At 59.9% G+C, this 15367-nt stretch carries 11 protein-coding genes and 1 pseudogene; 6 read left to right on the forward strand and 6 right to left on the reverse strand.

Annotation, left to right across the window (positions count from 1 at the left end; genetic code table 11):
• Nucleotides 1–66: 66 nt before the first annotated feature.
• From IPK17_RS26370 to IPK17_RS26385, 4 genes and pseudogenes are all read right to left on the reverse strand, one after another.
• Complete coding sequence (locus IPK17_RS26370) at nt 67–522, reverse strand: MarR family winged helix-turn-helix transcriptional regulator (protein WP_343420676.1); 456 nt, start codon at nt 520–522, stop codon at nt 67–69.
• A 249-nt stretch (nt 523–771) separates the two neighbouring features.
• Entirely contained in the window at nt 772–1950 is a 1179-nt protein-coding gene (locus IPK17_RS26375; RefSeq protein WP_343420677.1) for a WD40 repeat domain-containing protein, read from the reverse strand.
• Nucleotides 1951–1988: 38 nt separating this feature from the next.
• A pseudogene (locus IPK17_RS26380) lies at nt 1989–2483 on the reverse strand (ankyrin repeat domain-containing protein); the annotation flags it as partial.
• 30 nt (nt 2484–2513) lie between these two features.
• Nucleotides 2514–3425 carry a DUF3179 domain-containing (seleno)protein gene (locus IPK17_RS26385; protein ID WP_343420678.1) on the reverse strand — a complete coding sequence of 304 codons (912 nt, stop codon included), beginning with the start codon at nt 3423–3425 and terminating at the stop codon, nt 2514–2516.
• A gap of 272 nt (nt 3426–3697) precedes the next feature.
• On the opposite strand from IPK17_RS26385, the gene IPK17_RS26390 reads away from it, so the two are divergent.
• From IPK17_RS26390 to IPK17_RS26410, 5 genes are all read left to right on the forward strand, one after another.
• Nucleotides 3698–4426, forward strand: coding sequence for a sugar phosphate isomerase/epimerase family protein (locus IPK17_RS26390; RefSeq protein WP_343420679.1), 729 nt, complete (start codon nt 3698–3700; stop codon nt 4424–4426).
• Between the two features lie 9 nt (nt 4427–4435).
• On the forward strand, nt 4436–5536 hold the full coding sequence (locus IPK17_RS26395; RefSeq protein WP_343420680.1) for a Gfo/Idh/MocA family protein: 1101 nt from the start codon (nt 4436–4438) through the stop codon (nt 5534–5536).
• A gap of 371 nt (nt 5537–5907) precedes the next feature.
• Nucleotides 5908–6405, forward strand: a complete 498-nt coding sequence (locus tag IPK17_RS26400; RefSeq protein ID WP_343420681.1) for a hypothetical protein — start codon at nt 5908–5910, stop codon at nt 6403–6405.
• Between the two features lie 11 nt (nt 6406–6416).
• Nucleotides 6417–6608, forward strand: a complete 192-nt coding sequence (locus IPK17_RS26405) for a hypothetical protein (RefSeq protein WP_343420682.1) — start codon at nt 6417–6419, stop codon at nt 6606–6608.
• A 103-nt stretch (nt 6609–6711) separates the two neighbouring features.
• On the forward strand, nt 6712–9969 hold the full coding sequence (locus tag IPK17_RS26410) for a tetratricopeptide repeat protein (RefSeq protein ID WP_343420683.1): 3258 nt from the start codon (nt 6712–6714) through the stop codon (nt 9967–9969).
• Nucleotides 9970–10052: 83 nt separating this feature from the next.
• On the opposite strand, the gene IPK17_RS26415 is transcribed toward IPK17_RS26410, so the two are convergent.
• Together IPK17_RS26415 and IPK17_RS26420 are read right to left on the reverse strand one after the other, a co-directional pair.
• Entirely contained in the window at nt 10053–11312 is a 1260-nt protein-coding gene (locus IPK17_RS26415) for a putative hexosyltransferase (RefSeq protein ID WP_343420684.1), read from the reverse strand.
• Between the two features lie 14 nt (nt 11313–11326).
• Complete coding sequence (locus IPK17_RS26420) at nt 11327–12646, reverse strand: glycosyltransferase 87 family protein (protein WP_343420685.1); 1320 nt, start codon at nt 12644–12646, stop codon at nt 11327–11329.
• A gap of 250 nt (nt 12647–12896) precedes the next feature.
• On the opposite strand from IPK17_RS26420, the gene IPK17_RS26425 reads away from it, so the two are divergent.
• Complete coding sequence (locus IPK17_RS26425; RefSeq protein WP_343420686.1) at nt 12897–15332, forward strand: glycoside hydrolase family 94 protein; 2436 nt, start codon at nt 12897–12899, stop codon at nt 15330–15332.
• The last annotated feature ends 35 nt before the right edge of the window (nt 15333–15367 follow it).

Consider the following 15367-nt stretch of genomic DNA (forward strand, 5'->3'; position numbering starts at 1 on the left):
ACTAGACAACATTAAGCCTGCCGGACCGCGATATGCGTCGGCCATCATAACTACCGGTACTCTGATTTACAGTGAATGCGAGTCTTCGATGCTTGCCGCGAACGCGCCGAGGAGTAACCTCAAGCCATCCGCTAGTTTCGCTTGATCGTCTTCGGACAGCGCGTCGAGAACATCAGCGATCTTCTCGGCGGTTTGCCCGCGCATGTCGTCCAACGCCGCTTGGCCGTCCGTCGTGATGGTCACCCAAACGACGCGCCGATCATCAACACTCCGTTCGCGGGTCAGCCACCCGCGTTCTTCAAGCGTGGTGACGGTGCTGGACATCGTCGGAGAACTGACCATGTGCGTTTCGGCCAATTCCTTCATCGTGTACGGGCGCTGTTCCAACATACCCAGAATGGAGACATGCCCTGCCAGCGCGCCATACTTCGAGTTCCGCAAGTCCGCCGACATGAAACGCATCACGAAGGGGACAATGCCGATAGTTTGGTGCGCTAGTTCAATGGATGAACGCTTCGCCATACGAATAGTTCGAAGTCCTAATCAATAGACAGGCTCATCATATGCAAAACAGTTTTTGGAAGCAAGAGGTTTTGATGAGCGGTTGGTGAAAACCACTCACTTTTCTCATGTGCGCTCAATGTTGGGGAAAGACTATGCGCCAGTTGGCTGAGGCCATTACTTCTGCACTGCGCCCTTGGACTCAGACGAGTCGGGGACAATGGGGTAGAGTCCTGAAAAGGGGCACCATCTTGATTGTGCCCCTTTAGTTTAGCGATCGGCTGCTGGAGTAATGGCAAATTCTGCTGGACGGGCTGTACTTGCCATGAGTTGTTCGACCTCTGTCACGCTCACAGCCGCAAAAACAGTCTCCTCTGCCTGCGTGTTTCCACCATAAGCAATCGCTGAGTTATCATCCGCCCAATCAACGGCATACAGGGGGCCGTCGTGCTGCGCAATCAGGGTCACGTTACCTGTTGCAACATCCACAACGCGTACAGCACCCGAGCTATCGACGGCAACGATTGCTCGGTCATCCGGCGACCAACTTACATCCCAAATTGGGTTCATGTGTTCTGCAAGCGTCATACCATTCTCGTATAGTGAAATGAGCCCTGAAATTTGGTAGCCAGCAATCTCGCTACCAGTGGCGGCGTCGCGGATGATGATACAGTCGTAGATGGTCGCCTGAACTATCCAAGTTCTGTCTCTGTTGATGTCGATTGCAGAAAATGGTCCGCAATTACTCAAAACTCCCGGAAGACGCTGCGCGTCAAGTCCAACAAACACTCGGCTTTGATTGAGGATATCAAACACACTCTGGCCATTAGAAATACGCCGATCATCGACCAACCATACTATCGGTACAGGGTTGTTCCCAAATACCCGATCAACGATGAAGGCTTGGTGCTCGATTGACCAAACGGTGAAGCGAGAACTTACGCTTTTCGCCAGCAACAGCGCGCCCGTACTGTCCCATTGCAGGCTTACGAATCCTTCCGGAACATATGCCCCGTCTTCGAAATAGACTAATGACTCAGCCCCGCCTGCTTCCACAGTCTGCAGCAGTCGCCTATTCTGGACATCCCAGATGTAAACCTGCGAGCCGATACCTGCGGCGAGCCGATCCCCGGTTGGCGACCAATCGACTTTGGCTCTCAGCAAGGGGTTGGGAAGCTCTACCATATCTTCCAGAATGATGCGCTGGCTGGAAGCGTCCAGCACTTCCAGCCGCCCATCGGCGTAGACGAGCGCGAGATATGGCCCATCCGGGCTGTATTGCACGTCCAGCACCGCCAGCGGCGGTCGGTTGCGTATTGGCAAGTTTTCTTGAGCCTGACCTGTGCCCACCAGTAGACCGCAGAGCACGAGAGTCAAGATGAGCGTGCGAATCCTATACGTTTTGACCATATTCGTGTACCAACCATGCAGGGAAAATCGTTGATTCATCACACGATTCATGTTTTGACACAAGACGTGAGACAAGCTTATCCGTGGCCGAGCTTCTGCTCGATCAACTTAACGATTTCGTTGTGACGCTTCGCTTTGGCGAAATCCAGTGGCGTCTGCCCGTCATGATTCTTGATGTGTAGGTTCGCCCCCGCGTCGATCAGCACACGCGCCACTTCGACATTGTTCTGCCAGATCGCATCATGCAGCGCGGTATAGCCGTTGTAGGGTCCCTGCCGGTCGATCTCGATGCCGTACTGGATGAGCAGTTTGGCGGGTTCCACGCGCCCCGCATACGACGCCGCGTGCAACGCGGTCGCCTTCATGCCGGGGTCAAGCGCGCCCACATCCGCGCCCGCTTCCAGCAGCAACCGCGTGACGTCGGTGTAGCCGAGATAGGCCGCCATGACCAACGGTGCATCGCCGCCCGTATCCGTCTCGTTCACATTCACGCCCTGCGCAATCAACTGCTTGACCTGCACCGGATTGTTCGCCTTCACCGCTTTCATCAAGGCCGTCATACGCTCTCCTCGTGTGCACCCAAATTCACTATCGACTCTAGTTTAGCCTGATTTTGCGCGCAGGTAGGTCGGGTAGACCTCGCAGTCGGGAAACGTGATTGCAAAGCTGTACCAGCGTTGGAACAACTGAAGGGGGCGACTAATCGGAATAAGGTCCCCGCGCTGCTGTAAAACCCCATTGTGCAAGGTCTGACCGTTGTTGAGCACGAGCACATCGTGCCGCCACACGCCGCTCGTCGCGTCGGTGAACAGCGCCAGCGGATTAGTCGTCTCCGGGTCAACGTAGACCAGCAGCCGCTGACCCGCGAACTCGTCGAACACGATATTGTCGTTAGCGTGCAGGGTCGTGAACGGGTAGAAGCGCGCCGCTCCGGGCGCCCACACGCCGAGTCCCATTTCAAAACGCGGCAAGCGCTTATCTTCCGCATCGAGCGTGCTCATAATCTGTGGGAACCACTGCGGCTCCGGCGCGACACGCAGCGCTTCCGCGAAGGCTTCGAACTGGACCTTGTCGGGAGTCAACGCGGTCACGACGAACTGGGCGTCCGGGGTCTGCTTGATCACCTGCCCCGCCGTCGAGTGAGTCATCGTCGTCAACTGCGGCAGTGTCGTCCCCACGTACTGGCCATACAGACATTCACCCGTCAGGTGATCCCAGTACGACCCAGTCTGCCGATCCGCCAGCAGCGTCATCGCATCATAGTAACCAACCCCATAAAATTCGAGCGTCTGGCCATTCACGACAGGTGAAAAGCTCATCCCGGCGTTGCACACCGCGCAGAAGGTCGCCATCCACGGCTGACCATCGATCACCCCCTGCATGACGTTGTATAGCGAAAAGTGCGACGTCCGAAACACGTAAATCTGGTCGCCTTGCTGTGTATAGAGCACGGAGGTCGCCTCGGTCAGGACGTGCGCGGCGAGCGCTGCCGCGAGCGGCTGCAGCTCCGTCATGGCGAACCGTTGCGATGGCCCATTAAAGTCCAATTGCACCAGGCGCGCAGGGTCAAACTTAGTCGTCATCGTCATCATCTTGGCTCAACTATGGTGTATTCGTTGTAGCTTATCATCACTGTGGCAGCGGCCGCGCTATTTTTCATAACTACTCATAATGGGGTAGTCAGCCGCGCAGAAAACGGTTATCTTCAATAGGTTGTGTGGGAGCGATTGCAGGGTCGCCGCTGGGCGCTTGATCTCCCAATTGATAGACAGAGGAACAATATCTCATGATTGCGCTTCAACTTTATACGGTACGGGATGCGCTCTCGGCTAATTTCGAGGGCACAATTCGCCAGATTGCCGCGTATGGCTATCCGGCGGTGGAAACGGCAGGCGTCTATGGGGAGTCGCCCGCCAAAGCGAAAGCCTTGTTTGATGAACTGGGGCTGAAGGTCACCAGCGCGCATTCGCCCCTGCCGCTCGGAGACAACCAGCAGAAAGTGCTCGATACCATTGGCGCGTTGGGCGCGAAGACGATCGTCTTCCCGTGGATCGCCGCGGAGAACTTCGAAGCGCTGGATCGCATTCAACAGCTCGCCGACCAGCTCAATACCGCCGATGCGGTCGCCCGTGAAAATGGTCTGAGCCTCGCCTACCACAATCACGATTTCGAACTGCGCCGCCTGCCCGATGGTTCGCTGCCGCTGCTGCGCCTGAAGGAACTGGTCGCGCCGACTGTGCTGTTTGAAGTCGATACTTATTGGGTGCAAACGGGCGGCGCCAACGTAATCGAAGTCTTGCAGGCGCTCGGCCCCCAGGCCGCGCAGTTGATGCACGTCAAGGATGGCCCGTGTGTCGTCGGCCAGCCGATGACCGCCGTCGGCGATGGCGTGATGAATTTCCGGGAGATTTTCGCGGCTTTCCCCGCCGAATATCACATTGTGGAAGCCGACCGCGTGGACGGCGACCCGCTGGCCGCAGTTGACAAGAGTTTCCGTTACCTCAGCAACCTCTAGGACATAATCATGGCGAACAAAACTTATAAAGTCGGTCTCATCGGCGTGGGCAACATCAGCCCCGCGTATATCAAAGGCTGCCGCGCCTTCGACATCCTCGATCTGGTCGCGGTCGCCGACATCGATCTCGACAAGGCGCGGAAAGTCGCCGCCGAGAACAACATCCCAACAGCCTGTTCAGTGGATGATTTGCTCGCCGACCCGAACGTCGACATCGTCGTCAACCTGACGATTCCCGCCGTGCACGCGGAAGTCAGCCTGAAAGCGTTGAACGCGGGCAAACACATCTATACCGAAAAGCCGCTGGCCATCAGCCTCAGCGACGGCAAAGCCATCATCGACACCGCCGCCGCCAAGGGTTTGCGCGTGGGCTGCGCGCCGGATACGTTCCTGTTCGGCCAGCATCAGGCCGCCCGCAAGCTGATCGACGAAGGCGCAATTGGCGATCCGGTCGCGGCGGTCGGCTTCATGCTCGGTCACGGACCGGAACGCTGGCATCCGAATCCTGATTTCTTCTACGCGCCCGGCGGTGGCCCCATGTTCGACATGGGTCCGTACTACGTCACCTGCTTGGTGACGCTGCTCGGACCAGTGGTCCGCGTGAGCGGCGCGGCGCGCGCGTCGTTCCCCACCCGCACGACCGCCAGTGGGCGCACGCTCCCGGTCAATGTGCCGACCCACTACACCGGCACGCTGGAATTCGCGTCGGGCGCGCTGGCTACGCTGATCACCAGCTTTGACGTGTGGGGGCATCGCCTGCCGCAGATGGAAATCTACGGTTCGGTGGGCAGCATCGCCATCCCCGACCCCAACGGCTACGATCCCCGCCAGGTCAAGCTGTTCGTACCGGAAAAGCACGACTGGGAAGTGATGCCCGTCGAGCACCGCGAAGACTGGGCACGTGGCATCGGTTTGGCGGATATGGCCTACGGCATCCGTGATGGACGTCCGCACCGCGCCAGCGGCGATCTTGCCTATCACGTGCTGGAAATCATGCACGCGTTCAGCAAGGCGTTCGAGAGCGGTTCGTATGTCACGCTGCAGAGCACGGTCGAACGGCCGGAAGCGCTGCCCGTCGGCTTGCCGCCGCGCGTGCTGGAAATGCCCTAGTTTTCATTTATGTCGTATCAGAGTGCGTCTCCGGGCGCACTCTGGGTACTTTCCCCCCAATAATTAAGACTTTCTCTCCACTCTCCAACTTTAGTCGAATACCAATGCCGCAATTTGCGTTTATGCTATAGCTACACCGCTATCCTTTACCAGCGTGCTGCCCGCACGAGTCGTGACGGTCTCGACGGCAGCTCAACGGAGGCATAATGCAACGACGTAAACTGTACTTAGTATTGGGTGTCTGGTTATTGACACTCCTGATGACGGGGGCCGTCCTCGCTCAAGGTGACACTCTCAGTTATACCTTTCCTGATGGTTCTTTAGCTTTTGAATATCCAGATTCCTGGGTACTGCGCGAGGACGACGGCTTTGTGTTGGTGGGCAACACCACCGCCGCGCTCGACATTGACCAGAGTGACGACGTGAGTGACGATGGGCTGGTCGCGCTGGCGATCTATTCGCCAACCGCCATAGCGCAGCTTATGCCGGGGCTGGAGGACGCGACAACACCGCGTGCAATCGTGGATACCCTCCTGGAACAGGGCGACGTAAACGGCGAAATTCAAGAAGGAACGCTCAACGATTTCCCCTTCGTCTATGTAGAGATTCAAGACGTGCAGATGCGTCTGCAAGGGATTGAAGCCGCCGTCGCAGTCTATGACTCGCCGTCCGGTCTGGTCGTTGTTGCCATCCAGACTGGCGACCAACTGACCGATTATCAGGCGGAATACGATCTCATCATCAATTCGATTGTGTCCGGCACCGTCAGTGCCCCGACCGCGACGCCGCGTCCGGCGGCGGTGGGCGGCACGACGGTCGAAGGTGCTGACGACGGACGACCAAGCGCTACTACTACAGCGTCGACCTGAACGAAGGCGACATGGTAACCATCGAACTGGCCGCGGCGGAAACCAGCCTCGATACCTATTTGCGCCTGTATGCGCCCGGCATCTACAGTCGGGGCGTCACCCCTACGTGGACAACGACGACGCTGGGGATGCCGAGTTTCGGCAACCTTGAATTCACGGATCGCGGACTTCAACGTCACCTGAATCGGGTGAATGGGTTATAGCGCGGGCAGTTTCAACGGCAGTGCGACAGGTCAATTTACCCTCACCATCCGTGGCAGCGAAAGCACATACAATCTTGTCCCATTGGCTGGCGGAGCACCACCTGTGGCTCAAGATCCAACGCCGACCGCCACACAGCCACCGCAGATCGCGGTCGGCGGCGCGAGCATCACGGGTGAACTCACGACCGCTGAGCCGCAGCAGCAGTTTGCCGTCGAACTGGCCGAAGGCGATGTCATCACCGTCGAAATGGTCGCCGACAGCGACGATTTCGACACGATTGTGCGCTTGTACGCGCCCGGCGACTTCGAGCGCAGCCGCACCGCAACCATCGAAAACGACGACTCGCTGGATGCAGACTTCGGCGTCCGCAATTCCCGCATCGAAGACTTTGCCGTGACCGAGTCAGGCACGTGGGTGATTGAAGCCAGCAGCTTCGCCCGCATCGGTACGGGGACGTACACAATCACCGTGAGCGGCAGTGGCAGCTACAGCATCGTCCCGCTCGGCGATCAGCCGATTGCGCCGCGCGAAACCGAAACCCCCGTTGCAGTCGGCGGCAGCAGCATCGTTGGCGACCTCGTCCGCGGCGCGACTGCGCAGTCGTTCACCGTCGAATTGACTGAAGGTGACCGCGTCACCATTGAAGTGGCGTCGGAAAACAACTCGTTCGACACCCTCCTGCGCCTGTATGCCCCCGGCGACTTCGAAAGTGGGCGCGACGCCACCGTCGAAAATGACGACTCCGGCGATATCGACTTTGGCAACCTCAATTCGCGCATCGAAGACTTCCGCGTGAGTGAATCCGGTACGTGGGTGATCGAAGTGACCAGCTTCAGCGGCACCGCAACCGGCACCTTTACGCTCACGGTGCGCGGCGATGAGACGTATGTGCTCGCCCCGCTTGGCGATCTGCCGGCGCCGACGCCCCGCCCCGGTGACACGGGCGGCTCCAGCGTCGACGGCAGCCTCACCCGCAGTGCGGCGGCGCAGCCGTTCACGGTCGAATTGACCGACGGCGACCGCGTGACCATTGAAGTGTCCTCGCCAGACTTCGATACGCTGGTGCGGTTGTATGCCCCCGGTGATTTCGAACGTGGTCGGCGATTCGAGGTGCAGAACGACGACTCCGGCGACTCCGATTTTGGCAGTCTGAACTCGCGCATTGAAGACTTCCGCGTGAATGAAACTGGCATGTGGGTGATCGAAGTGACCAGCTTCAGCGGTACCGCGACGGGCGCATTCACGCTGACCGTGCGTGGTGACGGCGAATACAACCTGAACGCGGGTGGGGTCGAAGCGCCTGAGCCGCTACCAGTCGCCGCGACCCTCAGCGGCAGTTTGACCGACCGCGCGCCCGCCCAGCAGTTCGCCATCGATTTGACCGAAGGTGAACTGGTGACCATCGAGGTCGCCGCCGACCTTAATGCGTTCGATACCCTCCTCCGGCTGTATGCACCCGATGATTTTGAACGTGGGCGCGACGCCACCATCGAAAATGACGACTCCGGCGACTCGAACTTCGGCAACCTTAACTCGCGGATTGCGAGTTTTGAAGTGACCGAGACGGGGACGTGGGTGATCGAAGTGACCAGCTTCAGCGGCACCGCGACAGGCGCCTACACGCTGACGGTGCGCGGCGACGGCTCGTATACGCTGACGCCGCTCAACAGCGATCTCCCGGTTCAGCAGGTCACGCCGACTCCTGTGCCGCCCACCGAGCTACCGCCCGTGCTGACGGGTGATGACGTGCTCGTCTACAACGAAGCGGTCACCGGAACGATCAACCGAACCAACCGCGATGTCGCATGGCGCTTTGCCGGCGCGGCGGGCGATCTCGTCACCATTACAATGGTGGCCGAAGATGTCAACGAGCTTGACCCGCGCATCTTCCTGTACACCGCCGACGCTTTTGCCGTGGACGGTGCCGAACTTGCCGAGAACGACGACTCGCAGGATGCCGATTTTGGCGTGCGCAATTCGCGCATCGCGGATCTCACCCTGCCCGTCACGGGCGAATACGTCCTCGTGGCGACCTGCTTCGTCGCCTGCGACGGCGACTACACCCTGCTGATTGAAGCGGACGCGACCGCCATCGTTGAGCCGACGCCACCGCCGGTCACGACGGGTGACGAACTGCGCCAGTGGGCGGTCAGCGCGACGGCGACCACCGAATACACCGCCGACGCGTGGAGCGCGATGCAGGCGTCCGGCGCGCCGGATACCACCGAATGCGCCGACATCCGTACGGCGTGGGCGTCCTCCGACTCGCGCGGCGTCGACTCGCTGACGCTGAATTACGCGCAGGCTGTCGTCCCGACCCAGATCAACATTTATCAGACGCTCGGCCCCGGCTCGATCACCAGCGTGCAGGTGATCACCGTCGACGGCGATATCATTGACCTGCACAACAGTGCCGACCCGCCCGGCAACACCCCATGCCCCGGCGTGTTCACCGTAAATGTCGACGGCATCACGGCGCTCGTGAGCGGCGTGATCGTCAACCTTGACCAGACTATCGGCCAAGGCTGGAATGAAATCGACGCCGTTGAACTCGTTGGTTTGGGGACTGGCGAAGTCAGCATTAGCGAAGAGCCCACGACGGACATCACCGCGCTGCTCGAACAAGCTCAAGCGGCAGTTAACGCTGAGGAGTGGGATACGGCCGTCGCGCTCTACACCACCGCGTTGGAAATCGACCCGGAAAACGGGGATGCCTACTTCTTCCGCGGCTACGCCTACTACTTCCTCGGCTCCAACGACGAAGCCCTGAGCGATTTCAACAACGCGCTTCAGTTCGGCGCGACGGATACGGCGTGGGTGTACAACGTGCGCGGGCTGACCTATGACCTGCTCGGCGAGTATGATCTCGCGCTCGCAGACTTTGACGCAGCCGTCGAGCTGGCGCCGAACTACGAAGCCGCAATTCAGAACCGGGCGTACGTGTTTGGCGTCCGCCTCGGAGACTGGAAGAAATACACCGATCAGTACCGCATCCTGGTCGACCTCGCGCCCGATAACTCCGACTACCACAACGGCGTCGGTTGGGGTCTGGTGCAGCAGCGGCGCTACCGCGAAGCGCTCGAAGAATTGAACACGGCGCTCGACCTGAACCCGGACAATTCCAGCGCGCTTGACAGCCGGGCGTGGGCGTACCTCGGCCTCGAAGACTACGTCAACGCGGAAGCAGATTTCCGCGCCGCAATTGAACTCGGCGAAATCTACTCGTACTACGGTCTCGCCGAACTGTTCCACGCGCAGGGCAATGACGAAGAAGCACTCGTCAACTTGCGCACGTATCTGAGTGAGGCAGGGGAAGATGCCGCCCCGGAAGCCCTCGCGCTGCAGGAAACGCTGCGCTAAGGCAGGTCAGGGGACGGCAAACCGTCCCCTTGAGCATAGGCAAGCAACCGGGACGATCACACCATGGATCGTCCCGGTTTTGATTACGCCACCCACACCCAATGCACAAAGTCGTTAAGCAGGTACACCTGCATGAGCGCCATCACCGCTACCGTCAGCCAGAAGGCACGCGGGCGCTGGAGGATGAGCGCGCCAGCGGCGAAGCATGGGAACAGCAGCAGCACATAGCGGATCGCGCTTTCGAACTGCGCGCCTTCCAGCCCCTCGCCGAAGTGGTAGCGTACGAGAATCACCGCTAACGTCGACCACACATAGAGCGCATACGCCCGCTGGAAGCGCAGCAGCACGACCACGCCGAGCGCGGCCATCAGCAGCAGCGTGAAGGCATTGTTGTGTTCGTGCGCCGCCGTAATACCGGTGAACAGCCGCTGCATATACGTGATCACCGAGTCCCAAGGTAGATGTGAAGCCAGCTTCCACCCCTCGGCATAGGCTTGCTCCATGCTGCCCAACTGCCCGTACGTGATGAAGGCGACGAACGCCAGCGTGCCCAATGGTGCGCCGATCAGCGCGGGCAGACGGTCGATCAGCGCGCGCCGCCCGACTTCGCGACACTGGACATAGGCAATCCATCCGAGCGGCAGACACAGCACGACTCCCTGTAACCGTGTGAGCGAAGCGAGAAACGCCAGGCCACCTGCCAGCCACCAACGCCGATCCAGCGCCGCCAGAAACGCGCCGAGCGTGAACGTCAAAAACAGCGGTTCGGTGTAGCCTGCGACAAGGTAGAACCCCGTCGGGAATGCCGCCAGCAAAATCAGCGCGCGCGTGGCCACGCGATCCCCCCATTCCCACGCGGTGAGACGGTAAAACAGGTAGAAGGCGGCGGCGCAGAAGACGTTACTCACGATCAGCGCTGCCAGCACGAAATTGCCGCCGCAGAACAACTCTACGAAGCGAGTCAGCGCTGGATACAACGGCGGGAACACAATTCGCGTATCCGGGAAATAGCCCTGCATGGCGATCAGGATATACCATGCAGTGTCATAGCGCCGCCACGGCTCAACGACCTGGGCAAAGGGCGCATGTGCAGGCAGCGAGGCGTAGTACGTGATGCCGCTCGGGTTACCTTCCAGCGTGAGCAGGTTAAAGCGCAGCAGATCCGGGCGCGCCGCCGACATGTCCCGCGCCATCAGCAGCGCGGCGACCAGCGTCAGGAGGCGGAGCGTCAGAAACACGCCGAGCGAAACGCGCAGCGCCCGACTCCGGGCAAGCTGCGCGATCTGTTCCCGGGCAGCACGCAGCCAAAGACGAGGCCAGTCCTGACCTTGACTTACGATCATAGATACTCATTCCTCTAGATCGCGTGGGGAGACGCGACGGCGGCAGGAGCCGCCAGTGAGGGAGCCGCCTGCTCGACACCGTCAACGACCGCCCAACGCACGAGCAAACCGAACGTCACCACGTTGAGCAAGGCGATGGGGAGCGCAAAGTTGGCAGGGGCGAGGAAAGTACGCGACAAATCGTCGAAGCTGGTGACGGCAAAAATGTTGTAAGCATAAGTAACGCTGGCAGCAATGGCCGCCGGAAGCACCCGGCGATCCTGCGCAATGGCAATGATGAGCAGCACGGCGGCGGGAAACAGGTAGCGTTCGTGCACCTGCGTCGGTAGGATGAAGAAGCCGTAGAAGAGTGCCGCCGCCCACACGAATTCCCGCTTCTGGTGGGCTTGACGCCAGCACAGCACCATGATCAGCAGGACGAACGTGCCGAATAGGATCAGCCCGGCAGCTTTGTACGACAGGCCGCCGATCCAGAGTTGCGCGTCGGCGTACGCCGGTTCACGGAACAGCATCAGCCCGCCCTTGTCAATCGACGCCAGTGCGTGCCAGAAATTGTAGGCGTTGTTGGAGAAATACGGGAACGCGTCGCTCGCGTGCAAGTACGGCGCGAGCGCGTCTTCCCAACCGCTCTCCAACGCGAACGGCAGGGTCACCAACAGGAACACCGCCGCGCTGACTACCCCGCTGATCAGCGTGCGCCGCCAGCCGTAGCGCCGGAACGTGACGACCAGCAGAATCGGCGCGACGACCGCCGCCGGCTGCTTGATCAAGGCGGCGATGGCAAACAAAATCCACGCCCACAGTGGACGGTCACGGTTGAGCGCAAGCAGCGCCAGCACCACGAACGCCGTGAACGGCGCGTCGTACTGACCCCACCACCCCGTCGTCGCCACGATGCCGGGCGCGACCGCCAAGGCGATGGGAATTGTCCAACGCAGGCGCGGGCGGTCACTCAGCCAGAGCGCAACTGCGCCGATCAGCAGCAGCTCACACGCGACTGGAAACACTTTCAACTGCACGATGAAGTTTGGATCACGCATGGCAAAACGCGGGTTCGGCGCGGTTCCACCGTTCACTTCGATCAAGGCGGCAAAACTCAGCGTCGACAGCGGCGGGTAGAGGCGATCCGTTTCGTCGAAACGGTACGACGACTTGTAGAACTCCCACAAGCCGCGCATATCCATCACGCGCATCCACTCGGCGAAATGGCGCAAATCCGGCTCAAAGGCCATGGTCGAAAGCGTGGGCAGCCGAACAAAAAAAGCGAGCACGACGACGGCCACCGCGGGCAGCCACCAGCGCGGCGAACGTTGAGAGCGTTGTAAGGCAGCCAAACCGTCTCCTGAAGCACATGACCGTGCTTGCGCAAACTAAACCGCGCTTATTATGCCCGAATTCCCGATTTTTACCTCAGCGATCCCGTCCGAGATTAAGCGACTGCTTATATCCAGTCTGCCCAACCGCCCTTGAAACGTTTACTGCAACAGGAATTGAAATTGTTGACAATGAGGGAGGAAACGAGTCAAAATGAGTTATGAAAACGTTCCCAATAGTGATTTGAGCTAATCACCAAGGACTATAAACATGCGTTTTGGCTATTTTGACGACCAACAGCGTGAGTACGTGATCACCCGGCCGGATACGCCTCTGCCGTGGCTGAATTATCTTGGCAATGAAGCTTACTTTGGCATCATCTCGAACACTGCGGGTGGCTATTCGTTTTACCGCGACGCCCGCCTCCGCCGCCTGACTCGCTATCGCTACAACAATGCCCCGCGTGACATTGGCGGGCGCTACCTGTATCTGCGTGACAGCGCGACGGGCGAATACTGGTCACCGACGTGGCAGCCTACGCTGACCGCGCTTGACGATTACACCTGCCGTCATGGCATCGGCTACACCACCATTCAATCGACCTACCGCGACGTGACGGCGCAGGTGCGCTACTTCGTGCCGCAGGGATCGAACCTGGAAGTGTGGCAGGTCAAGGTGACCAATCACCGCGTCAAGGCGGCGGAACTGTCGTTGTTCTCGTTCGTGGAGTTCTGCCTGTGGGACGCCAACGACGACATGACCAACTTCCAGCGCAACTTCAGCATCGGCGAAGTCGAAATCGAAAACGGCGTGATCTACCACAAGACCGAATACCGCGAACGCCGCGATCATTTCGCCTACTTCGCCTGCTCTGCCCCGCTGGCCGGATTTGACACCTCGCGCGACGAATTCCTCGGCGTGTATCGCGGGTTTGACCAACCGCTCGTTGTGGAGGCGGGTGAATCGAAGAACTCGGTTGCGCATGGCTGGGCACCGATTGGTTCGCATCACGTCAAGCTCAAGCTCGCACCGGGCGAAACCCAGTCGATCAATTTCATCCTCGGCTATCAGGAGAATCCCCGCGACGCCAAATTTGAAGCGCCTGGCGTCATCAACAAGGTGACCGTCAAACCGATCATCGCGCATTATCTGGACAGCGCGAACATTGACGCGGCCTTCGAGACGCTGCGCCAGTACTGGGATGGTCTGCTCGGCGTGCTGCAAGTGTCAACGCCCGACGAACATACTAATCGCATGGTCAACATCTGGAACGCCTATCAATGCATGGTGACGTTCAACATGTCGCGCTCGGCGTCCGGCTACGAGAGCGGCATTGGGCGCGGCATGGGCTTCCGTGACTCGAATCAGGATCTGCTCGGCTTCGTGCACATGATCCCGGAACGCGCGAAAGAACGCATCCTCGACATCGCCTCCACGCAGTTTGAGAATGGCGGCGCGTACCACCAGTACCAACCGCTCACCAAGCGCGGCAACAACGCGGTCGGCAGCAACTTCAACGACGACCCGCTGTGGCTCGTGCTCGGCGTCGCCGCCTACATCAAGGAGAGCGGCGACTGGGCGATCCTCGACGAACCCGTCCCATTTGACAATCAGCCGGGCACCGAGCAGCCGCTCTACGAACATATGCGCCGCAGTATGCAGTACACGCTGGATCGGCTCGGCCCGCACGGTCTGCCGCTCATCGGGCGCGCCGACTGGAACGACTGCCTCAACCTCAACACCTTCTCCGAAGAACCGGGCGAATCTTTCCAGACGACCACCAACAAAGACGGCGCGGTCGCGGAATCGATCTTCATCGCCGGGTTGTACGGCATTGCGGCCAAAGAGATGGCGGATCTTGAAGATCACTTCGGTCGTGGGGACACCGCCGCCAGCTATCGCGACTCTGCGGTCAAAATGGATGAGGTCGTCAAGGAACACGGGTGGGATGGTGCGTGGTTCATGCGCGCTTACAACCACTTCGGCGAAAAAGTCGGTTCGGCGGAGTGCGCAGAAGGGCAAATCTTCATCGAACCGCAGGGCATATGCATCATGGCGGGCATGGGGTTGGACGATGGCCGCGCCGCGCAAGCACTCGACTCGGTGCGCGCCCGCCTCGCGACGCCGCATGGCATCATCTTGCAGCAGCCCGCCTATGCGACCTACCATGTCGAACTCGGCGAGATTTCGTCGTATCCCCCCGGCTACAAAGAGAACGCGGGCATCTTCTGCCACACCAACCCGTGGATCATGATCGCGGAAGCAATTGTTGGCTCCGGCAACAACGCGCACGACTACTACACGCGCATCAACCCGTCGGCGCGTGAAGCCATCAGCGAGCTGCACCGCTGCGAACCGTACGTCTACGCGCAGATGATCGCCGGGAAGGACGCGCCGACGCACGGCGAAGCCAAGAACTCCTGGCTGACCGGGACGGCGGCATGGAACTATGCGGCCATCACCCAATGGATTCTCGGCATCCGCCCGACATTTGAAGGTTTGCAGATTGCGCCCGTGGTGCCGACGGCGTGGTCAGGTTTCACCGCCACACGCAAGTATCGCGGCGTGACCTATCATATCACCGTGCGCCGTGCGGGGCCGGGCAACACCGTCGCGCTCGCCGTCGATGGCACTCCCGTCGAAGGCAGCATTATTCCACTGATCACCGACCGCGCCGCGTGCCAGGTCTCGGTGACGCTGAACTAAATAGAGTGTGGGCAGGGACGCGCGGCGTGCCTGCC

It is taken from the genome of Candidatus Flexifilum breve (genome assembly GCF_016713355.1).

What these genes read in the sequence shown, in the direction of transcription:
- IPK17_RS26415 (WP_343420684.1), bottom strand. Translation starts at nt 11,312, where the DNA reads ATGATCGTAAGTCAAGGTCAGGACTGGCCTCGTCTTTGGCTGCGTGCT.
- IPK17_RS26375 (WP_343420677.1), bottom strand. Translation starts at nt 1,950, where the DNA reads ATGAATCAACGATTTTCCCTGCATGGTTGGTACACGAATATGGTCAAA.
- IPK17_RS26390 (WP_343420679.1), top strand. Translation starts at nt 3,698, where the DNA reads ATGATTGCGCTTCAACTTTATACGGTACGGGATGCGCTCTCGGCTAAT.
- IPK17_RS26425 (WP_343420686.1), top strand. Translation starts at nt 12,897, where the DNA reads ATGCGTTTTGGCTATTTTGACGACCAACAGCGTGAGTACGTGATCACC.
- IPK17_RS26370 (WP_343420676.1), bottom strand. Translation starts at nt 522, where the DNA reads ATGGCGAAGCGTTCATCCATTGAACTAGCGCACCAAACTATCGGCATT.
- IPK17_RS26405 (WP_343420682.1), top strand. Translation starts at nt 6,417, where the DNA reads ATGGTAACCATCGAACTGGCCGCGGCGGAAACCAGCCTCGATACCTAT.
- IPK17_RS26385 (WP_343420678.1), bottom strand. Translation starts at nt 3,425, where the DNA reads ATGACGGAGCTGCAGCCGCTCGCGGCAGCGCTCGCCGCGCACGTCCTG.
- IPK17_RS26395 (WP_343420680.1), top strand. Translation starts at nt 4,436, where the DNA reads ATGGCGAACAAAACTTATAAAGTCGGTCTCATCGGCGTGGGCAACATC.